Here is a 25,486-nt window from a genome sequence, read left to right as displayed (position 1 = left end):
CTCAGCGCTCGACGGCTGCCGGCACTTCGCCCAGCAAGGTCTCCGGCATCTCCATGCCCAGCGCGTCGGCCGTTCCCTGCAAAACCGCCACCGAGGCGAAGAAGGCCTCGCGGGGCTGCCGGGTTCGAATGCACTCCATCAAGTGGCGGTGGCGCTCCAGGCTCTGCTCGGGATCGCTGGCGCTGACGTTGGAGGTCTCCACCAGTAGATGAATCGAGGGCTTCAGGATGTGCGATAGCTGCTTCCAGACGATGTTGTGGGTCGCCTTGAAGATAGCTACGTGGAAGGCGACGTCGTGGTCGCTGTGGAGCCTCCCGCGGTTGGCCGATCCGGGGTTGTGGAAGTCACGGCCCATGCCTTCGAAGGCTTCTTCGATCGCCACGAGATCCCGCGCCGTGGCGCGCTTGGCCGCCGTCATCGCCACGTAGGGCTCGACGTCGAGCCGGAACGTCAGAATCTCGCGCTGGATACCCGGATTGGGCGTAGCGAAACGCACCATCCACTCGGTGACCTGCGGGTCGAGAATGTTCCACTCGGCATAATCCCGAACGCGGGAGCCGTAACCGGAGATACGCTCGATGATGCCGGCGTCGACCAGCTGGCGCAGATCGCTGCGCACCGCCGAGCGGTTGAGCGCGAACTGCTCGCAGAGGTCGATCTCCTTGGGCACGAATTCGCCGGGCTGGTAGTGCCCGGCGAAGATCTCCCTGACCAGCGCTTCAGCGACGCTGGGCCGGCGTGGGGAACGCGTTGTCGAGGTGTCCTTCACGTCAGTCGAATCCCGGCCTTCGAAGTGGGTTGAGCCGTGTGGTCAACATTGGCTGTTTCGACTTCATCTTACCTGTCCGGCCGCCGAACGCGCGACCGGGAAAGGCTGACATACGGCCATGGTCGTACTCGGCGGCTTGCGTTCAGGGCACGCTCCCGGGTCAGAACACCCAGTTGGGCAACGTCAGCGAGATCGCCGGCACGAAGGTCACCACCAGCAACAGGGCGACCAGCAATAGCCAGTAGGGCGTGATCGCGCGAATGAAGGCGCCGATCGAGACGCCGGTGATGCTGCAGGTCGTGAACATCACCGTGCCCAGGGGGGGCGTGATGGTGCCGATCGAGGCGTTGAGGATGAAGACGATACCGAAGTGCACCGGGTCGATGCCGAACTGGGCCGCCACGGGAGCCAGCAATGGCGAAAGCACGATCAGAATCGCGTTGCCTTCCAGGAACATGCCGAGGATCAGCAGCAGGGCATTGGCGATCAGCAAAAACGCCACCGCGCTGCCGACGCCCGAGGAGAGCATCAGCGCGATCTGCTGTGGAATCTGCTCCCAGGTCAGCACGCGCGCGAAGCCCGAGGCGATCGCAATGATGAACAGCACGTTGACCGACGCCATCAGCGACTCCCGCGTCGCCAGCGCAACGCTGCCGAGCCCCATCTGCCGATACACGAACAGCCCGACGATCAGCGCGTAGAGCACCGCCATCGCGCCCGCTTCGGTGGGCGTAAAGATGCCGACACGGATGCCGCCGATGACGACCACCGGCAGCAGCAGGGCGATGATCCCGGCGCGGGTCACGCTGATCCATTCGTGGCGCGATACGCGCTCGCGGCGCGGCTTCTGATAACCGAGGCGACGACACTGGATCGACACCAGCACCATCATGGCGACTGCCATCAGCACGCCGGGAACGACGCCGGCGAGGAACAGCCGACCGATCGAGACGTTGTTGACATAGCCGTAGACGATCAGCGCGATCCCCGGCGGGATGGTCGAGGTGATCAGCGACGACGAAGCCGTGATCGCGCTCGAGAACGGCTTGGGGTAGCCGGCAGCCGTCATGCTCGGTACCAGCAGTTTGGCGTTCATGGCGGCATCGGCGATGTTGGAGCCGGACAAACCGCCCATGAAGGTACTCAGCAGCACGTTGGCCTGGGCCAGCCCGCCATGCAGGCGGCGTGTCATCAGCTCGGCCAGCGTCAGCAGCCGTTCGGTGATACCGGAGTGGTTCATGAACACCCCGGCCATGATGAAGAACGGAATGGCCAGCAGCGAGATCGATTCCAGCCCGCCGGCGAGACGCTGGATCAGCATTACCATGGGCTGGTCGGCGCCGACCAGGAAGTAGGTCAGGCTCGACGCAAACAGCGCGAAGGCCACCGGCGTGCCCAGACAGAACAGGATGAAGAGCGCGGCGAGCGCGATTCCAACGGCCATCGATATCACTCCTTGGCGGTAACGGCGTCGCGGGTGGCTTCCGGCGGAGCCAGTTCCCGTTCGTCGGCAATCAATCGGTCATTGGTGATCAGACGCACCAGACTGTGATAGAGCATCAGCACCGCGCTGATGGGGATCGATACGTGAATCCAGTAGTAGGGGATTTGCAGCATCGGCGTGCTGCGGAAACGCGAGAAGGGCAGCAGTTCCAGCCCCCAGAACAGCATCGCCACCGCGCAAAGCATGACGATGCCGATGTTGAAAATGCGCGTGTTCCAGTGCGCAACGGCTGCCGGCAACCTGTCGTTGAGCAGGCCGATCAGCACGTGCTCGTTGCGCCGCACCAGCGCGCTGGCGCCGAGGAACGTCGCCCACACCATCAATAGCTGCAGGATCTCCTCGCTCCAGGCCAGCGGCGACGAGAACAGATAACGCATGAAGACGTTGGCGATGGCGACCACGAAAAGCCCGAACAGCGCCAGGCTGGCGATCACCTCATCGAGCCGCATCAGACGGTCGAGCGCCTTGAAAAACGTTTGCATGGATATTCAACTCCTAGAGCGTGAGCGACGGCCCAAGTCGCGGCGTTGAGCAGCGGTATATCGATAGCCCCGCGCAACGCCGCGATTCGTTGGGGACGCCGAGTCCGCGCAGGCATCGAGATTGCGACCGCCATCCCTGGCGGTCGCCCTTCGGGCCGTCGCTATGCGACGTCCAAAATCGCTCCCGGCGATTTTGTCAGCCGTTGATGATGTCGCTGACCTCTTGATAAAGCCCCTCGCTCCACTGCGGAAACGCCGCCGGGACTTCCTGCTGGGCACGCTCGCGGAACGGGGCGGTATCCACCTCGTGCACCTGGACGCCGGCATCCTTCAACTGCTGGAGCGATTTTTCGGTCTCCTTCTCGACCAGGCTGCGCAGGTTCTTGGCCATCTCCTGGCCGGTCTCGGTGAGGATCTTCTGATCTTCCGGGCTCAACTGTTGCCAGAACGCTTCACCGGTGACGAACGGCGCGACCGTATGCATGTGGGCGGTGAGGTTGAGGTTCTTCACTACCTCGTAGAACTTGCCGCCATACAGCACTGGCAGCGGGTTCTCGACACCGTCGACCAAACCCTGGGCCAGCGCCGGATAGACATCGCCCAGCGACATCGGCGTCGGCACCGCGCCCATTGCTTCGATCGCGGCGACGTACATCGGCGAGTTCTGTACCCGTACCTTGACCCCGGCCAGATCTTCCGGCGTCGCGACCGCTTCCCGGGAGAGCAAATGACGCACCCCGTAGACGCTGTTGGGAATCACGATGTGATAGCCGGATTCCTCGACCTTCTGCTCCTGTTCGGCGAACCATTCGGAGTCGAAGACCTTGAGCTTGCTGTCGAAATCGTCGGCCAGGTAGGGCGCGTCGAGGACGGCGAGGTCCGGTACCGAGCTCATGAAGTTCGAGTAGGCGGTGATGGTGATCAGCGGCGAGCCGAAGCGCGCCTGTTCCATCACCTCGGTCTCGCCGCCGAGCTGGCTGGCGGGGAACGCCTTCAGCGTCAATTCGCCGTCGCTGGCTTTCTCGACGCTTTTCGCCCATTCCTTGACCGCGACATCGACCGGCTCGCCGGGCTGATTGCCGTAGGCGACGCGGATTTCGGTCGCGGCCTGGGCCATGCCCGTGAGCGCGAGCGTGCTCAGGCCGGCCAGGGTGAGTGAAGCGGTGAAGCGGAAGAATCGATGAGTCATCATGGGCGTACTCCAGTGTTGTCGTCTTGTGGGCTTCTTGCTGGGATCAGCGGCTCAACGCTTCGTCGAGCCTGGGGGTGGCACGCCCCTGACGGCGTGCCTTTTCCACTACCGGCTGCAGGCGTCGCTGCAGTTTGGCGGCGTGATGCTGGGCGATATCGTCGAGGCGGTGATCGAGGAAGGGATTGGCGAACCGTTCCATCGTCACCGCCAGATACGGCTCCAACTGGTTCATGGGCAGTTCGGCGGCGAGCGTCGGCAGCACCTCCTCTTCGAGGGTGGCACGCAGCGGATCGACCAGCGCGGCGCACTCCATCGCCTCGCGCACGAACTCGACCGGGCGACCGGCTTGCTGCCATCGGTCGACCAGATAGGTATGGGCCAGGTTGAGAATGTGCAGCTTGCAAATCGCTTGCGGTGCGAGGTCGTCGACGATCTCGACATCCGGATGCACGCAGGGGATCGCCATGCCCGGCTGCCGGGCAATGGCCCAGAGCGCATAGGGTTCGGCGATGGCACCGAGCGGTTCGAGCGGCGCCGAGACGATGCGGTCGACCAGCGTGTCGGCCCATACGCAGCGGTTGTCCAGCCAGTCGAGAAACGCCACGTTATCGGCCATTGCCTTGCCGTCGCGGCGGGCCATTGTCGTCACCAGCGACTTCAACTGCCGGGCGTTCTGCTCGATCAGCTCGCAGGGCAGGATCGTCAGGCCATCGTTACCGGCTTCGAAGCGAGCCCGCAGCAGGTGGGTCAGCTTGCCGGGGTAGCTCGCCGGCACTGCGGCGAGGCTCGAGTCATCGCCGATGTCGTAGCCGTTGTCGGCGGTGTTGGAGACGATGATGCGGGCGTGCTCGACCACGTGTCGCTTGAGCGCTTCCCACTGTTCGGAGGCGATCAGGCAACCGGCGATGCTGTCGACGGTCTGCTTGCGATCAATCGTTTCGCCGTCGCGCCGACCGCGAATCCGCACGGGATAGCGGCGCTGCTCGGCGAGCAGGCGCGCCTTGCGCTTGCCTTCCTCGCGGGTCGAGCTCTGCACCACCAGAATGCGCTCATCGCTGTCTCCCTTCTCCAGCGATTCGGACACAAGTGCGTCGACATGGGCGAGCAGGAAGCGCCCGGTGCCGAACTGGACGATACCGGCGTCGCGATAATCGGACGCGCTCGTCGAGAGCCGTGTCGAAGCGCTCATAGCGATACCCCGCGCTTCCAGGGAATGAAGTCGTGCTGGGAGAGACGCTGGGCATGCGAGCGGTGACGACCCGAGGCGACCTCGATGCACAGCGCCAGCAGCTCCTCGGCCAGTTCGCCGATGCCGCGTTCGCCGCGCACGATGGGGCCGGCGTCGAAATCGATGATGTCGCGCATGCGGGTCGCCAGTTCGCTGTTGCTGGCGATCTTGAGCACTGGCGTCACCGGGTTGCCGGTGGGTGTGCCGAGACCGGTGGTGAACACGATCAGATTGGCGCCGGAGCCGGCCAGCGCGGTGGTCGATTCGACGTCGTTGCCCGGCGAGCAGAGCAGGCTGAGGCCGGGGCGACGGTGCGGCTCGGTGTAATCGAGCACGTCGACTACCGGCCCGTCGCCGCCTTTCTTGGCCGCACCGGCGGATTTCATCGCATCGGTGATCAAACCGTCGCGAATGTTGCCCGGAGACGGGTTCATGGCGAAATCGGCCCCCACCGCGGCGGCATGGCGCTGGTAGGCCTGCATCAGATCGCGGAAACGTTCGGCGACCGCGGCGTCGGTACAGCGGGCGACCAGTTCGTGCTCGACCCCGCACAGTTCCGGAAACTCGCTGAGAATGCCGCTGCCGCCGAGGGCGACCAGGCGATCAACCACGGCGCCGACCAGCGGGTTGGCGGAGATGCCGGAAAAGCCGTCGGAGCCGCCACACTCGACGCCGAGCGTGAGCTTGGCCAGCGGCGCCGGTTGGCGCGGGATTCGGTCGGCTGCCGCCAGCCCATCGAAGATCGATTGCAGGGCGTTGCGAATCAGCGCTTCTTCACTGGGTGAAGACTGCTGGTCGAAATAATCCACCGTGCGTAACCGTTGCGGATCGCGTTTGGCCACCGCCGCCTTGAGCATCTGAATCTGCGCCTTCTGGCAGCCGAGACTCAGCACCGTCGCGCCAGCCACGTTGGGGTGGCAGATGTAGCCGGCCAGCAACTGGCACAGCGCTTCGGCATCGTCGTCGGTACCGCCGCAGCCCAAGGTATGGGTCAGAAAGCGCACGCCGTCGACGTTGGGGAAACGTCTGGGCGCGGTGGCGTCGAACGAATCGGCGCTCTCCGGCGTGTCGCTCTGGCCGCTCAGCATTTGGCGCGCCATGCGCTTGTAGTCGCGATAGGGATCGTCCCCCAGCGCATCGGCGACACACTGGCGCAGCACCTCGATGTTGCGGTTCTCGCAGAACACCAGCGGGATGACCAGCCACACGTTGGCCGTGCCGACGCCACCATCCGGGCGATGGAAACCGTCGAAGGTCGTGCCCTGGAAGCGCGTCACGTCCGGTGGCGTCCACGACTTGCTACCGGGGCGGACCTCGTCGCTTTCCGTGGCGTGGGCGACGTTGTCCACAGTGATCACGCCGCCCTCGGGAATGTCGCGCGTTGCCTTGCCCACGGTCACGCCGTACATGGTGACGATATCGCCCGGCGACAGCGCCGCGAGCGTGAACTTGTGCTTGTGGCGGATGTTGTCGGCGAGCGTGACGGCGTGGTCGTCGATGACGACCTGACGACCGGCGGGCAGGTCGGTCAGCGCCACCGCCACGTTGTCGTGTGGATGGATGCGCAGGGTGATACGAGCCGGGCTGTCGGTGCCAATGGTGTCATTCATGCTTGATGCTCCGCTGTGCTGTCGTGGCCCGCGCTTTCGAGCGTCACCATTGCCTTGATCACGCCACTGCCGGGCGCGCACCACTGGGGCATCAGGGTCGGCAGCTCCTCGAGTCGCCCCCGGTGGGTGATCAGCGGCTCGGTGAGAATATCGCCGCTGGCCATCAGGCGAGTGACGGTTTCAAAGTCTTCCCGTGTGGCATTGCGGCTGCCCAGCAGCGTCAGCTCCTTCTTGTGGAAGTCCGGGTCGTTGAAGGTGATGTCGGCCTTGACCACGCTGACCAGCACGTAGCGCCCGCCGTGCCCGGCGAAATCGAAGCCGCGATTCATCGCCTTCGGGTTGCCGGTGGCATCGAACACAACATCGGCCAGGGCGCCGTCGTTCATCGCTTCGATCTCCGCGATCACATCGTCTTCGACGGCATGCCAGACGGCGTCCGCGCCGAGTTCATCGCGGCACAGGGCCAGGCGGTCGCGATTGGTATCGATCATCGCCACCCGCGCGCCGCGACTCCTGGCGACCTGCAGCACGCCGATGCCGATCGGCCCGGCACCCACCACCACGACCAGTTCGTCTTGCTCGACCTGGCCACGCCGGACGGCATGGGCGCCGATCGCCTGGCACTCGACCAGGGCCAGCTGTTCCGGCGACAGCGACGGCACCGGAATCAAGTGCGAGGCGGGCACGTTCAGATATTCCGCCATGCCGCCATCGCGATGCACACCAACGACTTCGAGACGCTGACAGCAGTTGGTGCGCCCCTGGCGACACGCCCGACACTCGCCGCAGTGCAGATAGGGAATGACGTAGACCGCCTGGCCGACGAGGCCGGAATCGACATCATCGGCGGCGGAAACCACCTCGCCACTGAGCTCGTGGCCCAGCACGCGGGGATAGACGAAATAGGGCTGGTTGCCGCCGAAGGCGTGGATGTCGGTACCGCAGATGCCGACACGGCGGATCGCTACCAAGGCCTCGCCAGGCGCACAATCGGGCACCGGCCGGTCGATGAGGGTCATCTCGTTCGGCTTCGAGCAGACGACGACTTGCATGTATGCGCTCCAGAAAATGGCGATCTCAAGGTTGATCTATAGGCCCAATGGTCAGGCCAATGTTGGCCCACCGCCTCCTCCGGCATAGCCGGCGGAGGGGCGTCCAGTCCTAGTCCATCAGCTCTCGACGCAGCGCTGCTGCTGCTCGCCGAGCCCTTCGATCCCCAGGCGCATGGTCTGGCCCGGCTTGAGGAAGACTTTCGGGTTCTGACCCATGCCGACGCCCGGCGGGGTGCCGGTGGAGATCACGTCGCCCGGCTGCAGGCTCATGAACCGGCTGAGGTAGGCGACCAGATGCGGCACCTGGAACACCATGGTCTGGGTCGAGCCGTTCTGGTAGCGCTTGCCGTCGACCTCGAGCCACATGGCGAGATCATGCGGATCGGCGATTTCGTCGCGGGTGACGAGCCACGGGCCGAGCGGGCCGAAGGTGTCGCAGCCCTTGCCCTTGTCCCAGGTGCCGCAGCGTTCGAGCTGGTATTCACGTTCGGAGACGTCGTTGACCACGCAGAAGCCGGCGACATGGTCCATGGCGTCGGCTTCGTCGATATAGCGCCCGCCTTTGCCGATGATCACGCCGAGCTCGACTTCCCAGTCGGTCTTCTCCGAGCCGCGGGGGATCTCCACGTCGTCGTTGGGGCCGCAAATGGCGCTGGTCCACTTGTTGAAGATCACCGGTTCGGCGGGCACTTCGGCACCGGTTTCCGCGGCGTGATCGGAATAGTTCAGACCGATGCAGATGAACTTGCCGACCCGGCCGACGCAGGGGCCGAGACGCGTACCCGCGGCGACTTCCGGCAGGCTGGCGAGATCGATTTGCGCCAGTTGCGCCAGACCCGCATCGGAGAGCACGTCGCCGGCGATGTCATCGATCTTGCCGGACAGGTCGCGAACGGTGCCGTTGGCATCGACGATACCGGGCTTTTCCTGACCCTTCGGGCCGTGGCGTAGCAGTTTCATGCGGTTTCCTTTTCTGTGTCCGTTAGCGAAGGGAGTCTAATGTCGAGCTACGAGCTACGAGCTACGAGCTACGAGCTACGAGCTACGAGCTACGAGCTACGAGCTACGAGCTACGAGCTACGAGAACTCGTGATGGCGATCAATTCGACCAGCCGCCGTCAATCATCTGCACCGTACCGGTGATGAACGAGGATTCGTCGCTGGCCAGATGCGTCGCCAGTGCCGCGATTTCTTCCACCTTGCCCAGTCGGCCCATGGGCTGACGGGCGATGAATTCGGCGAAGACGTCGTCGGTGGTGCGGCCTTGCTGGCGCGCCTGCTCGGCGACCCGCTCGCGCAGGGAAGGGGAGTCGACCGTGCCCGGACAGATCGCGTTGCAGCGGATGCCGCGAGTCATGTAGTCGGCGGCGACGGATTTGGTCAGCCCGACCACGGCAGCCTTGGTGGTGCCATACGCGAAGCGGTTGACCACGCCTTTCACGCTGGAGGCCAGCGACGACATGTTGATGATGCTGCCGCCGCCATTGTCGAGCATCGCCGGCAGCGCGGCGCGAATGGTGTAGAACATCGAGTCGACGTTGAGTCGCTGGGCGAAGGCCCACTGGGCATCTTCGCATTCGAGGATCGAGCCGCTCGGCACCGTGCCGGCGCAGTTGAACAGCACGTCCAGCGGTGGCAGCGACTCGATCAGGCTCCGCACGGCTTCCGCGTCGGTGACGTCGAGCACATGGCACTGAGCCCCTGCCAGCCCCTCCAGCTTGGCCGCATCGATGTCGGTGGCGATGACCTGGGCACCCTCGGCCAGGAACCGCTCGACGGTGGCTCGGCCGATACCCTGGCCGGCGGCGGTAATCAACGCGGTCTTGTTGGCGAGTCGCATGGCCGATGGCTCCTGAAGGCGGTTTTGATTCCGAGTTTTTTGCTTCTCAAGGCAGGGTTGGTTCTAATGTCTAAAGGCCTGACCTTTGGTCCGAGTATTATCCTTTGTGGAAACGGCCCGCAAATCGCCAAACGTCTAATAGCCTCGGCCAAGTCGGTAAAAGCGTTGGAAATTGCGACCAATGTCTAATTCGTCTTGCTCATGAAACCGGGAGATCGATAGATGCCGATCCAGACCATTCGTGCACAGCGGCTCTATCGCCAGATTGCCGACCAGTTGCTGGTGTTGATCCGCCAGGGGGAATTTCCCCCCGGTACGCTGTTACCGCCGGAGCGGGATCTGGCGCAGCAGCTGGGGGTCAGCCGGGCGTCGGTGCGCGAAGCGCTGATCGCGCTGGAGGTGGTGGGCCAGGTCGAGGTTCGTGTCGGCCATGGCGTACTGGTGCTTGAACGCGACGAGGAGGTGGGCAGCTCGGTGATGAGCGCGGCCCGACGCCAGGAAGAGTGGGGGCTCGACCCGGAGTTCGCCAGCGAGATCGAGCTCGATCTGGATCAGGAAATCCCGCCGTTTTCGTTGCTGCAGGCACGCCGTTACCTGGAACCGGAAACGGCGGCGCTGGCGGCGATCAACGCCAGCGACGACGATCTCGCCGCGATGCGTGAGGCCTACGCGCGTAACGTCGAGGACAATCGCCACGGCGGGAGAAACCAGGCCGGCGACCGGCTTTTGCACATTCGTATTGCCGAGGCCTCGGGCAACGCCGCCTATGCCATGACCATCAAGCACCTGCTCGGCCACCAGTACGGCAAGATGTTCCGACGTCTTCAGGAGCTGTTCATGGAAACCGACATGCCGCGCCAGTCCCAGGACGATCACGAGCGCATCCTGACGGCAATCGAAAGCCATGATCCCGATGCGGCCCGGAGAGCAATGGAAGTGCACATGGATCACGTGCTGCGGGTGTTCTTCGACGCCTGAGCAAGCGTGGCCTCACGCCACGGCCGGCCAGCCTCCCTGGCGAATCACCGGGCAGCCGGTCACGTCCCGGTTGTAGAGATAGAGCCAGGCGGGGCCGAAGGCGGTGTCATGCACGGCGCGATCGTAGTCGCCGGACTTCGGCTGTCTTACCCGGTAATTCTCCAGGCGATCCAGTCTTTTCAGGCCAGCCGCATCGACGCGGAAGACTTCGACCTCCACGCCTCGCGAGGGCTCTGCCCTGGCGCCCGGATAGGGGCCGATGTCGTAGAGCGTGACGCTGGTGAGGATATCGGCGCCGACGAACTCGGCGCCGTCGAGCCAGTGATGGTTGCGCAATCCGCGCTTCAAGGTGCCGTAGACCGCGACCAGGGCAGTGCGGCGAACGGCGAGAACAGGGGTATGCATGATTCGTCCCGGTAGCAGAAGGAATGGGGTAGCGACGGTGCTCAACACGCCATTCGCTCGCCCAGTCGTTGCATGAAGCGGTCGCCGGCTTCGAGCTGGCTGATCTCGATGTACTCGTCCGGCTGATGAGCCTGCGCGATGCTGCCCGGACCGCAGACGATGGTCGGCAGGCCGGCACGCTGGAACTGGCCGCCTTCGGTGGCGTAGGCGACGCCGCCGGTATCGACGCTGGGGTCGTCGAGCAGCTCGCGACAGAGCGCGATGGCGGGGGCGTTGTCGCGATCGGCCAGCGCCGGCACGGTATCGACCAGTTGCTCGGTGACGATGCGGATCTCCGGTGCGCGCTTTTGCAACTCGGCTTCCAGTGTCTTGGCGTAGCGGTCGAAGCGGGCGAAGACCGCCTCGAAGCCGTCGCTGGGCAGGTGACGAATCTCCCAGTCGAACTGGCAGTGGCGGGCCATGATATTGATCGCGGTGCCGCCCTCGATCAGGCCCACGTGCAGGCTCGAGTGCTGCACGTTGAAGACCTTTTCCAGCGCACCCTCGTCGACCAGCTCCTGCATGATCCCCTCGATCCGCGTCACCAGTTTGGCCGCGACGTGGATCGCCGATACGCCCTGGTTGATCTGGCTCGAGTGCGACTCCCGGCCAGTCACCGTGGTGCGCATCGTGGTGATCCCTTTCTGCGCGACCACCGGCTGCATCGAGGTGGGCTCGCCGATGATGACCGCGCCGGGCAGTGGCTCGTCCGCCATCAGGCGTTCGATCATCGCCGGCGCGCCGAGACAGCCGATCTCCTCGTCATAGGAGAAAGCCAGATAGATCGGTCGCTTCAGCTCGAGAGTCTGCCACTCGGGCACCCGGGCCAGGGCGCAGGCGAGGAAGCCTTTCATGTCGCAGCTCCCGCGGCCGTAGAGTCGGCCATCCTGCCTGTCGGTCAGCGTGAACGGATCGCTGCGCCACGGCTGGCCGTCGACCGGCACTACGTCGGTATGACCGGAGAGCACCACGCCGCCTTCGACCGCGGGGCCAACGCGGGCCAGCAGGTTGGCCTTGCTGCCATCGGCGTTGGTGATGCGCTGGGCCGGCACCCGATGAGAGGCGAGATAGTGCTCGACGAAATCGATCAGCGCGAGATTCGAATGGCGGGAGACGGTATCGAAGCCGACCAGGTTGGCCAGGAGATCGCGGGAAGTCGTCATGGCTTGCTCCGATCCACCAGCGTGGACCACGGTTGGGTGAGTGAGCGCACAGAATAGCGGCTAGCCCGCTACCGCAACAAATGCCGGCCCGGGGTAGACCGGATGGCACGGCGATTGCGCATTCGCAAAGCGTTCGATCTTTTCGGCCTTTCGGCATCAAAAAACGCAGCGTCGCTCCGATGGCGTTGGCTGGTCGCCCGGGCTACGCTCTGTCTAAAAATGCCTGCGCTCACCCATACGGCGTTAAAAATCGACTCAAAATGCTCATTTACACCCGTGTAAACTCCGCTTTTTCGCCGATTTTCGCCTTGTCTGGCCATCGCTCGCCGATTTTTCAGACAGAGGCTTAGCCTGGAGAGCGTTTCGTCGCGAAACCTCTGTTCCTCAAGGAGTGTTCCCATGAGCAAAGTGCTGGTGTTGTATTACTCGAGCTACGGCCACATCGAGACCATGGCCAAGGCGGTGGCGGAAGGCGCCCGGGGCGTCGACGGTACCCAGGTCGATCTTCGCCGAGTGCCCGAACTGGTGCCGGAGGAGGTGGCGATCAAGTCCGGCTACAAGACCGATCAGGAAGCGCCGCTGATCGAGGGTCCCGAGGTGCTGGCCGACTACGATGCGATCATCGTCGGCACGCCGACCCGTTTCGGCAACATGGCTTCCCAGATGCGCAACTTCTGGGACATGACCGGTGGCCCGTGGGCGCAGGGCAAGCTGATCGGCAAGATCGGCAGCGCCTTTGCCTCGACGGCGACGCAGCACGGCGGGCAGGAGACTACGCTGACCTCGATCCACACCACGCTGCTTCACCACGGCATGGTCATCGTGGGCGTGCCCTACAGCTGCCCCGAGCTCTCCAACATGGACGAGATCACCGGTGGCACGCCCTACGGCGCGACCACGCTGGCCAACGCTGATGGCAGCCGTACCCCGAGCGAGAACGAACTGGCGATCGCCCGCTTCCAGGGCAAGCATGTGGCCGAGCTGGCGTCGAAGTTGGCTGGCTGATCTCTTCGAACGGAGGTGCCCAATGCCTCGTCGGTCAAGAACGATGAGGCAACGAACAAGGCCNNGGCCTTGTTCGTTGCGTACCACGTTATTGTGGCGTTCAGTTCCCCATTTGGCGAACGCTTACTCGTAAACCATCTCCTCGAGTTCCTGACCGTTGGTTTCTCGTACGAAGCGGGCAACGAAGATGACCGACAGCAGGGCGCAGACCGCGTAGAAACCGTAAGCCCCAGTAAGGCCGATCGATGCCAGCATGATCGGGAAGGTCATGGTGATGGCAAAGTTGGCGACCCACTGGAACAAGCCGGCGACGGCCAGGCCCGAGCCGCGTACCTGGTTGGGGAACATCTCGCCTAGCATGACCCACATCACCGGCCCCCAGGACACGTTGAAGCAGAAGACGTAGACGTTGGCCGCGAGCAGGGCGAGAACGCCGTTACCGGAGGAGAGCGCCAGGCTGCCATTGACGATGTCGGCGGTGGAGAACGCGTAGACCAGGATCGCCAGGGTGATCGTCATCCCGACGGAACCGGCCCACAGCAGCGGTTTGCGACCGATGCGGTCGATCAGGCCGATCGTGACCAGGCAGGCCGCGATGCTGACGGCACCGCTGATGACGTTGATCATCAACGCATCGCTTTCGGAGAAACCGACCGCCTGCCACAGCACGGCGCCGTAGTAGAACACCACGTTGATCCCGACCAACTGCTGGAACACGGCCAGACCGATGCCGATCCAGACCAGTTTCAGCAACTTGCCGGTAGCGGGGTTGATCAGATCCGACAGACGCGGCTTGTGACGGTTGGACAGCGACGTGCGGATGTCTTCCAGGCGCTTGCGGGTGCCGGCTTCGTCGTAGACCAGGCGCAGAACCCGTTCCGCCTTGTCGTCATGACCGGCACTGACCAGGAAGCGCGGGCTTTCGGGGATGAACAGCAGCGCGATGAGGAATATCCCGGCGGGGATCAGCTCCATCCAGAACATGCAGCGCCAGGCTTCGAAGCCGAACCACAATGGCGCCGTGGAGCCACCCGCGACGTTGGCGAGGATGTAGTTGTTGAGAAACGAGAAGAACAGGCCGCCGATGATCGCCACCTGCTGAATCGTCGCCAGTCGGCCGCGCAGATGAGAGGGAGCGATCTCGCTGATATAGGCCGGTGACATGACACTGGCTGCACCCACCGCCAGGCCGCCCAGGATCCGATAGATCACGAATTCGAGCGATCCATCGGCAATGCCGGAGCCCCAGGCACTGACGATGAAGAAGACGGCGGCGACCAGCAGCAGTGTGCGGCGACCGAACTTGTCCGCCAGGCGCCCGGCGAAGAAGGCGCCGACGGCGCAGCCGAGCAACATCGAGGCGACGTTGAAGCCGGTGCCGACGCTCTCCGACTGGAAAGCCTGCTGGAGGCCGTCGACGGTGCCGTTGATGACCCCGCTATCGAAGCCGAACAGAAAGCCGCCGATGGCGGCCACGCAGCAGATGAGCAGAACCACGATGGGGTGTTGTGAAGCACTTGATATTGGCATTGTTGAACTCCGGTGGCGTGTCGATGAAGGTCCTGGAGCGGCTCGCGTCAGAGCCAGCCGGCGTCGACCCAGTAGTTATGAGCGGTACAGGCTGCTGCCGCGTCCGAGGCGAGGAACAGCACTGTGGCAGCGACGTGGTGGGGGTGGATGCGTACCTTGAGCTTCTGCTCGGCGACGATCTGTGCCTCGTCTTCGGGGGTATACCAGCGCGATTGACGCGCGGTCTTGACGTTGCCGGGGATCACGCAGTTGACACGGATCCCGTCGCTGCCCAGTTCGCTGGCCAGCGCGCGCGTCAGGCCTTCGATGCCGGCCTTGGCGGTCTCGTAAAGCACCATGCCGGGCTGGCCGAGGTGCCAGCTGATCGAGCCGAGATTGACGATCACGCCCTGGCCACGACGGCGCATCGCCGGGGCGACTTCACGGGCGGCCAGCACCAGATGGCGCAAATTGACCGCCATGCGATTGTCCCAGTACTCGGGAGTGACGTCCTCGAGGCGGTGGCGATCGTCATTGGCGGCATTGTTGACCAGTATGTCGACCTCGCCGATGGCGTTGAGCGTGCCGATCAGGGCGTCGGCGTCGGTAAGGTCGCAATGGTGGAAATGCACGTTGTCACCCAGCGCTTCGGCCAGGGCCTTGGCCTCTTCGAGAATGTCGAGGAAATGGACTTCGGCGCCCTGCTCGGCAAAGGCGCGTACCAGACCCTCTCCGATCCCGGAGCCGCCGCCGGTGATGACGACGCGCTTGGTCTCGAGACAGGGGTAGATGGCTGTTGGCATGATGGCTCCTGCTGATTAGTAAAAACTGTTAACTAAGTTGTGAGGGAGCATGCGCGTTTGCGAGAACGGCTGCCATTGACCATTAGTGTTAAGACTTAGGTCCCGCCATGGCAGACGCTTTTCGGCCGAACTCGTCGGGCTTTGGTATAGTCGTCTCAATCAGCCATTACTCGACGTTGCCGCCTCGCCCATGCCGAACTCCTTCACGCCGCAAGTCGCTGGCGATCTCAACTATCTGAAGAGTCTCAACCGCAGCACCATTCTCAGCACCGTGAGGCGCAGTCCTGGATTGTCGCGGGCGGATATCGCCCTCCAGACCGGTCTGACCAAGGCCACCGTCGGCAGCGTGGTACAGGCGTTGTCCGAAGGTGGCTGGCTGCGTGAGGGTGAGCTGCATGCACGTGGTGGCGGGCGCCCGGGGCGAGCGCTCTATCTGGATGGTGATCGTCACTACATGCTGGGCGCCGAGGTCGGGGTCAAGGGCCTGCGGCTGGTTGCCTGCAATCTGGTGGGAGAGATCCTGGCGAGCCTTCACCAGGAAGTTTCTCCCACCACGCCCGAGGCTACGGCAACGCGCCTTGCACAGCTGCTGGTGCAGCTCCGTCAGAATCCCGCCCTGGCAGGGCGCTCCTGCCTCGGACTCGGGGTCTCCGTGCCCGGCCCCGTCTCTCCCAGCGCCCCCATTCTCAGGCTGGCGCCCAACCTGGGGTGGGAAGACGTCGATTTTCTGGCGTTACTGCGAGAACAGCCGGATCTGCCGGGTGGCGTATGGCTGCTGGACAACGAGGCCAATGCCGCTGCGTTCGGCGAGTTCTACTTCTTCGACGGTGTGCCGCCCGAGTCGATCGCCTACATCAGCGCCGACATCGGCATCGGCTGCGGCGTGGTCAGTGGTGAACATTTCCCCGTGGTGCCGAGGGGGTATCAAGGGTTGGTAGGCGAGATCGGACATACCGTGATCCAGCCTGGCGGCGCGTTTTGCCATTGCGGCAACCGCGGCTGTGCGGAAACGCTGGTAAGCGGGTGGGCGCTGCGCGAAGCGCTGAACGTCGAGCCGGAGGCCAGTCTCAGCGCGGCGGTACAGGCCCGGGCCGACGAGGAAGCCGTTCAAGCCCTGATCCAGCGTGCGGGAGAAGCGCTGGGGCTCTTGATGCTCAATCTGCATCATACGCTCAATCCCTCGATGCTGATTCTGGGGGGCTCTTTGATGCGGTTGGAAGCGCGTCTGATAGAGCCGGCCCTGGCCTACTTCCACGACCATCAGAACGATCTGCTCAGGAAGTCCCAATCGGTCCCGATCAAGATCATCGAAGACAGCACGTTCACTGCGGCCAGAGGCGCCGCCGCCCAGGTCATGGCCCGGGCGGCGATCGAGGTGTAGATACCGATGGTCCGGCAGGGCGGATTCCTCAGCGGTGCCGAATCGTCACTCGGCTGGCGCCGTTGCCGCTGGGTTCGACCCGTATCTGCAGCGGAATTCGCTCGTGCATTTCCTGGACGTGAGAGATCACCCCGACCCGACGCCCTTGCGCCTGCAGGCCGTCGAGGGCATCCATTGCCAGCGCCAGCGACGCCGGATCGAGACTGCCGAAGCCTTCGTCGATGAACAGCGATTCGATCGCCAGCTGGTGCGATGCCATCGAAGCCAGACCCAGGGCGAGGGCGAGCGAGACCAGGAACGTCTCGCCGCCGGAGAGCGAATGCACCGAGCGGCGTTCGTCGGCCATGTCGCCATCGATCACCAGAATGCCGAGCTCGCTGCCACCGCGCGTCAGCCGGTAGCGGGGCGTCAGCGCCCGCAAGTGCTGGTTGGCGTGGGTCAACAGGTGATCGAGATTGTAGGCCTGGGCGATGCGCCGGAACTGCTTGCCGTCCGCGCTGCCGATCAGGTCGCCGATCAGCCGCCAGCGATTGAGCTCTTGCTGTGCCGCCTCGCGCGCCTGGGCGCCTTCGCGCTGGGCCTGGCGGCGGCGGTCGTCCTCGCGAAGCCGGTGCTGGGCCGCATCGCGACTCTCCTGACGCTCGTCGCGCTGTCGTTCCAGCGCCTGCAGCGTCTCGCGCTGGCGGGCCAATTGCCCCGCCAGCTCGCGGCTGTTGGCCTCGTCGAGCAGGTCCTTCTCGTCCGATGCCGGCAGTAACCGGCGACGCTGATCGTGCAGCGCCTGTCGGCGCTCCTCCTGCTTGACGGTCGCGGCGGCCAGGTCGCGCTCCAGTCTGGTCAGGGCCTCCCGCCGCCGGCGATGATCCGCTTCGCTGACGGCCAGCAGCGCCTCGACCGTCTCGTCGTCGAGGGCAGGGCGTTCGCGGCGCCAGGCCTGCCAGCCGCCGTCGAGTTCGTCGAACTCGGCCTGGGCGTCTTGCTGGCGCTGTTCGAGATCCACCAGCTTTTGGCTCAGCTGCGCGTGGGTCTGGGCCAGCGTCTGCCAGCGCGCCTGATGCTCCTCGAGGGTCGCTTCCGCCTGCCGGCACTGCCGTTCCAGCGCTGCCTGCCAGGCCGGAACGGATTCGTGACTGCCAAGCCGGGCCGCCAGCCGACTGCCAATATCTTCCACCTGCTGCTGACGTGAAGGTAACGACGCCTCGAGCGCCTGCAGGCGTTGGCGATTCAGGGCGCGGCGCTCTTCCAGCTTGCCCAGCTCGAGCGACAGCCGTTGCCAGTCGGCTTCCAGCGGCTGCAGCAGGCGCTCCGCGTCGTCGAGCGCGGCGAGACGGTCGCTGGCCTCCTGCCATTGCCGATTCAGCCGTTCCCGCCGGGTCTCGAACCAGCCGTCGGCCGACTCGCTCCGGCGAAGCGCCGGGGCGTCGTCGTGGGCATCGATCGCCGCGCGGGCCTGATCGAGCTGCCGGGACAGCGTCTCGAGCTGGCGCTCTCTTTCCTGCATGCCCTGGCGACAGGCACGATAGTCGGCGCTGCACTGATGGTAGGTTTGCTGGGCACGCTCGACCTGCTGGCGCTGGCCTTCGAGCCGTTGCCGCTCCTGGCGCTCGATCGCCTCGATCATGGCGACGCCGGGGTGCGCTGGCGGTGCGTGCCGGAAGGGATGATCCGTTCCCCCACAGACCGGGCAGGGCTCGTCTTCCCGCAGGTATTGGCGCAGCTGTTCGACGCTCTCGCTCCGGGCCGCTCTTGCCGCTTCGATCTGATCGCGTATCGTCTCGTCTTCGGACTCGGCGGCCTTGAGCCGTTCCGCGGCCTGTCTGCCTTCGGTTTCCAGCGTCTTTAGCCGGTGGCGTTCGGCATCGAGCTGCTGGCGTGTCGCGGTCTGCTCGCGATGCAGGCGTTCGCCCTCGCGCCAGTCATGCTGCAGGCTTTGCAGCGTTTGCAGCTCGCGTTGCGCCAGGTCGCGCCGATGGTTCAGGCTCGAGCGCAATTCGTGGGCATCCCGGTCTGCGTTCCGGGCTGCGCCTGAATGTTCGTGTGCCTGTTCGTCGGGCTCGTCGGTGGCTTCCAGCAAGCGCGCCAACACGGCCCGCTGTTCATCGAGACGCGCCTCGAGCGGCTGGCGTGCCTGCGTCAGTGCTTCGTGGCGCTGGTCTTCGATCTTTGCGGTGTCGGCAAGCTGGCGGTGTTCCTGCTGCTGCTGGGTGAGCTGCTGCCGCTGGTATTCGAGATCGGCGGCCAGCCGGCGCGCTTCGTCCAGCAGCGGCTGGGCTTCCCTTTCGTCCTGCCGGGCCTGCTCGTGGGCCTGCCGCGCCGCGGCCAGCCGGGGCTCCAGGGCTTCGCGCTCGCGATCGCCATCCTCGGACAGGCGGCGCTGCTCCGCCAGGGTCTGGCGATTGGCGGTCAAGTTGCGCTCTAGCGCCTGGCGTCGCCGGGCCCGTTCCCGCCACGGGGCCAGCTCGTCGAGCTGGGCGAGCTGGCGGCGCTCGGTCTGGTTCTGCTGCCACTCGTGTTCGGCCTGACGCCAGCCGGCTTCCGCCTGCTGCCACGCCTGAAGAAGTTGAGCATCGCGTTCGAGCTCGATGCCTTGCGCCTGATGGCGCGACAGCTCGGCCTGCAACTCGGCCAGCGCCTGCTCCTCGGCCTGGGCCTGCTGCTCGTAAGTGGTACGGGTGTCGGCGTCCACCGGCAGGGCATCGGCGAGCCGGGTTTCGATGGCCTCGAGGGTCGCTTTGGCCTCACGCACCCTTTGATAGGCGGCCTTCGAGATCTCGGAATAGTGCTGGGTATCGGTCAGGCGCTCGAGCAATTCGCTGCGTTCGTTGTCGTCGGCCTTGAGAAAGGCGGCGAATTCGCTCTGGGCCAGCAGCACGGCGCGGGTGAATTGATCGAACTTGAGCCCTAGCCGCTCGGGCAGCAGCTTTTCGAACTCCCGGGTCTGGGCGGTGAGCAACTGGTTGGCGTCCAGATCGGTGAGAGACTGCTCGGTCTTCTGCAGGCTGCCGTCGACCTTGTTGCGGGCACGGCGCGCCGACCAGCGCGCCCGGTAGCGACGGCCATCGCGGCCGATGAAGTCCACCTCGGCGAAGCCGCTGGCGCAGCCCCGCCGCAGCAGGGTGCGTGCATCGGCGGTGGTCAGCGTGTCGTCGTTGACATCGGCGATCTGGGAGTCCCGGCGGGGCGCCTGACGCAGGCGCGGCGTGCTGCCGTAGAGCGCCAGGCAGAGCGCGTCGAGCAGGGTGCTCTTGCCGGCGCCGGTGGGGCCGGTGATGGCGAACAGGCCCTGATCGGCCAGTGGCGAGGCGGTGAAATCGATCTCGTGGAGTCCGGCCAGCGAGGCGAGGTTTTCCAGGCGAATGGCGAGAATCTTCATGCCTTGTTTTCCACATCGTTCTCCTGTTGGCTTTCCGCGTCCTGAACCTGCTGCAGGAGGCTGGCAAAGTCCGTCATCACGTCTTCCGGCGGTGCGTCACCGTAGCGCGCCTGCCAGGTGCGGCCGAAGATCTCCTGTGGGGTCAGACTGTCGAGATCGACGCTGGCGTCCGCATCATCCTGCGAGCTGGCATTGGGATAGCGGTTGTGAATGCGCAGCAGACGCAGCGGCTTGCCATCCAGGGCGGCTTCGATTCGCGCACGCAGGTCGGGGCGGGGCGCGTCGAGATCGACCCGGATCTCCAGCCACGGCCAGCGTTCGCGGGGCATCGTGGCATCGGGGAACTCGGCGTTCGTCTCCAGCGCCTCCAGCGCCTGTTCGACCTCCTCGAGACTGCCCGGCCCCACGCGTTGCAGAGCGACGTGTCGCGGGATCGGCAGCGTCTCGATCCCGCCCAGCGCTTCGCCGTCGAGAGTGAACTCGATCACTTGATGCGGATAGTGACTCTCGCTGAAATCGAGCGGCAGGGGCGAGCCGCTGTAGCGGATGCGCGGTTCACCGACCTGCTGGGGGCGATGCAGGTGGCCCAGCGCGACGTAGGCGATCGATTCGGGGAACAGTGTCGCCGAAACCGACTCCTCGCCGCCGATGACGATGGGACGCTCGCTCGCCTCGGAGACGGCGGCGCCCTGAAGGTGGGCGTGGCTCATCGCCACCAGCGCCTGGCCCGGCTGGCGGCGTGCCTCGGCGGCCTCGATCAGTTCGCCATGCACCCGCGCGATGCCCTCGCGGTAGTCGTCGATCTCGCCGCCGGTCACTTCCGCGGGGCGCAGAAAGGGCAGCGCCAGACACCATGCCTTGAGCGCGCCGCCGGCGTCGTGCAGCGGCACCAGCAGGTGGTCGCTATCGAGACGGCCGTCATCGAGCCAGTGCACTCGCCCCAGGGCGTGCGTCCTGAGGCTCTTCATCAGCGGTGCGGGCACCTCGATGCGCGAGCCGCTGTCGTGGTTGCCGGCGATCATCACGATCTCCAGCGCCGGCAGCGCAGCATGGGCGGCAACGACGAAGTCGTAGAGCAGTTCCTGGGCGCGCAGCGAGGGATTGACCACGTCGAAGATATCGCCGGCGATCAGCAGTGCGTCGGGCTGGCGCTCGACGAGTGTCCCCAGCAGCCAGTCGAGGAAGGCGCGATGTTCGACATGGCGTTCCTGGCCATGGAAGGACTGGCCCAGGTGCCAGTCGGCGGTGTGGAGTAGTTTCACGGCGCGGCGCCCTGTTGCGTCTGAGAGAGTGAAGCGGCAAAAGCGTCGCCAAGTGTAACGCGACGTCGCGTCCGTTGAAGGCCGAATCGGACTTGAAGGGCGAATCGGACTTGAAGGGCGAATCGGACTTGAAGGGCGAATCGGGATTGAAAGGCGAATCGGGATTGAAAGATGAGTCTAGGTCGGAGAGCGGCGCGGCCGTGCATGAAACGGCAACAGGCCCTAGGCTGATGTCCTCAACCTGGATGGCGGGAGGCGCAGGATGGCGCTACATGAATGGAATCTCACGCCCGAGGCGGCGATCGCCTTGCAGAAACAGCTGGCTCCACGGATCGTCCGCGAGGAGGCGTTGGGAGAGGTCGGCCTGATCGCCGGCATGGATATCGGCTTCGAGGATGGCGGGGAGACCACGCGGGCGGCGCTGGTGCTGCTCGAATGGCCGTCGCTCACCTTGATCGAGCAGGTAGTGCATCGCGAGCCGACGCGCATGCCCTACGTGCCGGGGCTGTTGTCGTTTCGCGAGATTCCAGCGGCGCTGGGGGCATTCGAGCAGTTGTCGCAGCGCCCGGATCTGATCATGGTCGATGGCCAGGGCATCGCGCATCCGCGCCGTCTGGGCATCGCCTCGCATCTGGGGCTCTGGCTCGATCTGCCCACCATCGGCGTGGGCAAGAGCCGGCTATGCGGTCAGTTTGGCGACGTGCCCTTGGAGAAGGGCGCATGGACGCCGTTGACCGACCGTCGGCGCGAAGAGGACCCGAACGGCATTGCCCTCGACGAGCGTGGCCGCGTCACCATCGGCGCGGTGCTGCGTTCGCGGGAGGGGGTGAAACCGCTGTTCGTGTCGCCGGGGCATCGTATGTCCCTCGATGGCGCCGTCGACTGGGTGGTGCGCTGCCTGGGCAGGACCAAGCTGCCGGAGCCGACCCGGCTGGCGGATCGGCTGGCATCCCGGCGCGGTTCGGTAGCGACTACCGGCCAGTTGCCGCTGTAGCGTCCGGCTTGTTATGAGGGCACCCGTCGTGCTCAGGATTCGTCGAGGCGCTTCAGGCCGTCGAACAGCGCCTCGTGGAACCGCTCGGGCTGCTGGATATGGGGCGAGTGGCCCAGTTCGGGGAATTCGACCAGTTCGGCATCGGGGATGCGTTCGGCGGCGCGTTCGCCCAGCACGTCGTAATGGCCCAGCGTCTTCTTGACGGCATCGGAGGCAAGCCCCTTGCCGATCGCCGTGTTGTCCTTCTCGCCGATCAGCAGCAGCGTCGGCACCTGAATCTCGTCGAATTCGTGAATCACCGGCTGGGTGAAGACCATGTCCGAGGTGAGAGCCTGGTTCCAGGCGACGAGATCGCCGCCATCGCCAGCGTACATGCCCGCCAGCATATCGACCCAGCGGTCATAGCGCGGCTCCCACTCGCCGACGTAGTAGGTCGACTGCTGATACTGGCGGATCGCCTCGGCGTCCTTCTGCTGTTCGCTGGCGTAGGCTTCGTCGATCGGCTGGTACGGCACACCCTTGGCCTTCCAGTCTTCGAGTCCGATCGGGTTGACCAGCACCAGCTTTTCGGTCTGCTCGGGGTACATCAGCGCGTAGCGGCTTGCCAGCATGCCGCCCATGGAGTGACCCATCACCGTGACGTCGTCGAGATCGAGGCTTTCGAGCAGAGCGTGGGTGTTGGCCGCGAGCTGATGAAAGCTGAACTGATAGGTCTCGGGCTTGCTCGACTTGCAGAAGCCGATCTGGTCCGGTGCAATCACGCGGTAGCCAGCGTTGGCGAGACGCTCGATGGAATCCTCCCAGGTCGCGGCGCAGAAATTCTTGCCATGAAGCAGAACGACGGTATGACCATTGGGCTCCCTGGCCGGGACGTCCAGATACGCCATCTGCAACTGCTGACGTTGCGAGGTGAAGCGGAAACGCTCCACCGGATAGGGGTAATCGAAGCCCTCCAGTTCGGCGCCGTAACCTGACGTGGCTTCACTGTTCTGCTTCGAGGGCTCGGCTTGCTGGGCCTCGGCGCTGGCGGGGACGCCAACCATCGTGGCGCCCAGGGCGAGACCCAGGGCCGGCAGCCAATGGCGGTTCGGTGAGAACGAGATCGCGGACGTCGCTGTCATGCAGAACTCCTGATGGGGGAGGGGAATGGGCGAAGACACCATTTTTAGACGACGGTCTCGCCGATAGTTCAAACGATATCCAGCGATACCGGCTCCTTCGGGGCGGGAAAGGCGTTGTCGAGCTGGGTGAGGTCGTCGCTGTCGAGCTCGATCCCCAGCGCCGCGGCATTGGCCTCGACGTGGGCCAGGCTCGATGCCTTGGGAATCGCGATGACGCCTCGCGTTCCGTCCTGATTGACGCTGGTGGGGCGAATCACCCAGGCCAGCAGTATCTGGGCGGCGCTGGCGCCATGCTTGTCGGCGATGTCGTTGACCACGGACGACGAGAGGAGCTTGGATCGCAGCCGCCCGCCCTGGGCCAGCGGACAGTACGCCATCACCGGAATGTGGTGATCCTGCATCCACGGGATGATGTCGACCTCGATACCGCGGGAGCCGAGGTGATAGAGCACCTGATTGGTGGCGCAGTCGGCGGCGGCAGGCAGCGAGTCCATGGCTCTGAGGTTGCCGGCATCGAAGTTGGAAACCCCGAAGCGCCGGATCTTGCCCTGGTCACGCAGCCGTTCGAACGCCTCGAACGTCTCCTCGAGGGGAATGTTACCGGGCCAGTGCAGCAGATAGAGATCGATCGTGTCGATGCCCAGCCGTTCGAGGCTGCGCTCGCAGGCCGCGATGGTGCTCTCCCGGCCGGCGTTCCAGGGGTAGACCTTGGAGACGATGAAGGCGTCGTCGCGCCGCCCGTGGATCGCCTCGCCGACGACCTCTTCGGCGCCGCCGTCGCCGTACATCTCGGCGGTATCGATGACCTTCAGTCCCAGGTCCAGCCCGTGGCGCAGCGCCGCGACTTCCTGCCGGCGCGGCACTTGGTTTTCTCCCATGTACCAGGTCCCCTGGCCGATGGCTGGAAGGAATATCGAGGGCGCTGCCTGGCTCTCTGGCAGCACGATGCACGGTGGCGTACTTGGGCGCGATGGCGTACTTGGCATGGAACCCCCTGTTCGTTAAGGCGTTACTGTTATGCTGGCTGCCACTCGCGGGTTTCGCAAATGGCTTTGCCGATGGCCCTGAATCTCGACCACCGAATCTCCCGGTAACCATGTAATATCGCTGAGTGCCCGCGAGACGTCGATCGACTTCCCGTGGATCCGTCTTCGACGGGCACGATCGCCTCATTCGGTTCACGTACCCCGACTCAGGAGTTCCGTCATCGACCCTTCCTTTATCGGCCTCACGCGGGCCTGGCTGGAATCCTTCGTCGTCGCCCACGACATCTGCCCCTTTGCCGGCCGCGAGTCGCGGCGGGACGCTATTCGCTACGCGGTGGCCGACGCTACCGACCTCGAGGGGCTGCTCCACGAACTGGTGGCGGAATGCCGTAGCCTGGATGCCGAGCCCGGGATCGCCACCACGCTGCTGATCGCGCCGGCCGGCATGGAGGATTTCGACGACTATCTGGATTGGCTCGAGCTGGCCGAGCGGCTGCTGGAGGATCTCGAATACACCGGCATCTATCAGTTGGCCAGCTTCCACCCGGATTACGTCTTCGACGGCGTCGAGGCGTCCGACCCGGCCAATGCGACCAATCGTTCGCCCTACCCGATGCTGCATCTTCTGCGGGAGGCCGAGCTCGAGCGGGCGCTGGCGAGCTATCCCGATCCCGAGTCGATCCCGGAGCGCAACATGGCAACGCTGCGAGCGCCGGGTTCCGAGGCGCTGGCGGCATCGCGACGCGTCCTGGCGCGGGCGGGTGGCGCAGCACAGGAATAGGCTATGCTG

The 25,486-nt window shown here is 64.9% G+C and carries 22 protein-coding genes; 5 read left to right on the top strand and 17 right to left on the bottom strand.

The features are described 5' to 3' along the window. Position 1: 1 nt before the first annotated feature. The 9 genes from DOM32_RS14625 to DOM32_RS14585 form a co-directional block, all read right to left on the bottom strand. Positions 2-769, bottom strand: coding sequence for a FadR/GntR family transcriptional regulator (locus DOM32_RS14625; protein WP_110635712.1), 768 nt, complete (start codon positions 767-769; stop codon positions 2-4). Between the two features lie 160 nt (positions 770-929). Next, complete coding sequence (locus DOM32_RS14620; protein WP_110635709.1) at positions 930-2,213, bottom strand: TRAP transporter large permease; 1,284 nt, start codon at positions 2,211-2,213, stop codon at positions 930-932. A gap of 5 nt (positions 2,214-2,218) precedes the next feature. After that, the gene (locus tag DOM32_RS14615; RefSeq protein WP_110635706.1) at positions 2,219-2,755 is read right to left on the bottom strand and encodes a TRAP transporter small permease; all 537 of its coding nucleotides are present in this window, start codon (positions 2,753-2,755) and stop codon (positions 2,219-2,221) included. Positions 2,756-2,951: 196 nt separating this feature from the next. Continuing rightward, positions 2,952-3,947 carry a C4-dicarboxylate TRAP transporter substrate-binding protein gene (locus tag DOM32_RS14610; protein ID WP_110635703.1) on the bottom strand — a complete coding sequence of 332 codons (996 nt, stop codon included), beginning with the start codon at positions 3,945-3,947 and terminating at the stop codon, positions 2,952-2,954. Positions 3,948-3,990: 43 nt separating this feature from the next. After that, positions 3,991-5,136, bottom strand: coding sequence for a mannitol dehydrogenase family protein (locus DOM32_RS14605; protein ID WP_110635700.1), 1,146 nt, complete (start codon positions 5,134-5,136; stop codon positions 3,991-3,993). After that, positions 5,133-6,785: a UxaA family hydrolase gene (locus DOM32_RS14600; RefSeq protein WP_110635697.1), complete on the bottom strand. Its 1,653-nt coding sequence runs from the start codon at positions 6,783-6,785 to the stop codon at positions 5,133-5,135. Before DOM32_RS14600 ends, DOM32_RS14605 begins: the two co-directional genes overlap by 4 nt. Next, positions 6,782-7,837 carry a zinc-binding alcohol dehydrogenase family protein gene (locus DOM32_RS14595; protein WP_110635694.1) on the bottom strand — a complete coding sequence of 352 codons (1,056 nt, stop codon included), beginning with the start codon at positions 7,835-7,837 and terminating at the stop codon, positions 6,782-6,784. Before DOM32_RS14595 ends, DOM32_RS14600 begins: the two co-directional genes overlap by 4 nt. A gap of 117 nt (positions 7,838-7,954) precedes the next feature. Then, positions 7,955-8,797, bottom strand: a complete 843-nt coding sequence (locus DOM32_RS14590) for a fumarylacetoacetate hydrolase family protein (RefSeq protein ID WP_110635690.1) — start codon at positions 8,795-8,797, stop codon at positions 7,955-7,957. A 139-nt stretch (positions 8,798-8,936) separates the two neighbouring features. Beyond that, entirely contained in the window at positions 8,937-9,677 is a 741-nt protein-coding gene (locus DOM32_RS14585; RefSeq protein WP_071232952.1) for an SDR family oxidoreductase, read from the bottom strand. A 222-nt stretch (positions 9,678-9,899) separates the two neighbouring features. On the opposite strand from DOM32_RS14585, the gene DOM32_RS14580 reads away from it, so the two are divergent. Next, positions 9,900-10,655 (top strand): FadR/GntR family transcriptional regulator, encoded by a 756-nt coding sequence (locus tag DOM32_RS14580; protein WP_071232951.1) that lies wholly within the window; start codon positions 9,900-9,902, stop codon positions 10,653-10,655. A gap of 12 nt (positions 10,656-10,667) precedes the next feature. Here DOM32_RS14580 and DOM32_RS14575 read toward each other — a convergent pair whose 3' ends face one another. After that, positions 10,668-11,060, bottom strand: a complete 393-nt coding sequence (locus tag DOM32_RS14575; protein ID WP_110635687.1) for a gamma-glutamylcyclotransferase family protein — start codon at positions 11,058-11,060, stop codon at positions 10,668-10,670. A 41-nt stretch (positions 11,061-11,101) separates the two neighbouring features. Next, the gene (argE, locus tag DOM32_RS14570) at positions 11,102-12,262 is read right to left on the bottom strand and encodes an acetylornithine deacetylase (RefSeq protein WP_110635683.1); all 1,161 of its coding nucleotides are present in this window, start codon (positions 12,260-12,262) and stop codon (positions 11,102-11,104) included. Positions 12,263-12,661: 399 nt separating this feature from the next. On the opposite strand from argE, the gene wrbA reads away from it, so the two are divergent. After that, the gene (gene wrbA / locus DOM32_RS14560; protein ID WP_110635678.1) at positions 12,662-13,267 is read left to right on the top strand and encodes an NAD(P)H:quinone oxidoreductase; all 606 of its coding nucleotides are present in this window, start codon (positions 12,662-12,664) and stop codon (positions 13,265-13,267) included. 123 nt (positions 13,268-13,390) lie between these two features. On the opposite strand, the gene DOM32_RS14555 is transcribed toward wrbA, so the two are convergent. After that, positions 13,391-14,797: a sugar porter family MFS transporter gene (locus DOM32_RS14555; protein ID WP_110635675.1), complete on the bottom strand. Its 1,407-nt coding sequence runs from the start codon at positions 14,795-14,797 to the stop codon at positions 13,391-13,393. A gap of 47 nt (positions 14,798-14,844) precedes the next feature. Then, entirely contained in the window at positions 14,845-15,579 is a 735-nt protein-coding gene (gene xylB, locus DOM32_RS14550) for a D-xylose 1-dehydrogenase (protein ID WP_110635672.1), read from the bottom strand. A gap of 190 nt (positions 15,580-15,769) precedes the next feature. Here xylB and DOM32_RS14545 point away from each other — a divergent pair, with 190 nt between their 5' ends. Further along, positions 15,770-16,960, top strand: coding sequence for an ROK family transcriptional regulator (locus tag DOM32_RS14545; protein ID WP_071232945.1), 1,191 nt, complete (start codon positions 15,770-15,772; stop codon positions 16,958-16,960). Positions 16,961-16,988: 28 nt separating this feature from the next. Here DOM32_RS14545 and DOM32_RS14540 read toward each other — a convergent pair whose 3' ends face one another. Beyond that, positions 16,989-20,333, bottom strand: a complete 3,345-nt coding sequence (locus DOM32_RS14540) for an AAA family ATPase (RefSeq protein ID WP_110635669.1) — start codon at positions 20,331-20,333, stop codon at positions 16,989-16,991. Further along, positions 20,330-21,595, bottom strand: a complete 1,266-nt coding sequence (locus tag DOM32_RS14535; protein WP_110635666.1) for an exonuclease SbcCD subunit D C-terminal domain-containing protein — start codon at positions 21,593-21,595, stop codon at positions 20,330-20,332. The genes DOM32_RS14540 and DOM32_RS14535 overlap by 4 nt, the downstream gene beginning before the upstream one ends. 262 nt (positions 21,596-21,857) lie before the next feature. Between DOM32_RS14535 and nfi the strand changes: the two genes are divergently transcribed. Next, positions 21,858-22,589, top strand: a complete 732-nt coding sequence (gene nfi / locus DOM32_RS14530; RefSeq protein WP_110635663.1) for a deoxyribonuclease V — start codon at positions 21,858-21,860, stop codon at positions 22,587-22,589. A 32-nt stretch (positions 22,590-22,621) separates the two neighbouring features. Here nfi and DOM32_RS14525 read toward each other — a convergent pair whose 3' ends face one another. Then, positions 22,622-23,710 carry an alpha/beta fold hydrolase gene (locus tag DOM32_RS14525; protein ID WP_208625388.1) on the bottom strand — a complete coding sequence of 363 codons (1,089 nt, stop codon included), beginning with the start codon at positions 23,708-23,710 and terminating at the stop codon, positions 22,622-22,624. 68 nt (positions 23,711-23,778) lie between these two features. Next, positions 23,779-24,696, bottom strand: coding sequence for an aldo/keto reductase (locus tag DOM32_RS14520; RefSeq protein WP_110635660.1), 918 nt, complete (start codon positions 24,694-24,696; stop codon positions 23,779-23,781). An 82-nt stretch (positions 24,697-24,778) separates the two neighbouring features. On the opposite strand from DOM32_RS14520, the gene DOM32_RS14515 reads away from it, so the two are divergent. After that, complete coding sequence (locus tag DOM32_RS14515; RefSeq protein WP_420876625.1) at positions 24,779-25,477, top strand: DUF1415 domain-containing protein; 699 nt, start codon at positions 24,779-24,781, stop codon at positions 25,475-25,477. Positions 25,478-25,486: the final 9 nt, after the last annotated feature.

The organism is Salinicola salarius, from assembly GCF_003206135.1.
Lineage (GTDB): Bacteria > Pseudomonadota > Gammaproteobacteria > Pseudomonadales > Halomonadaceae > Salinicola > Salinicola salarius.
This window is presented reverse-complemented; position numbering and strand designations above follow the sequence as displayed.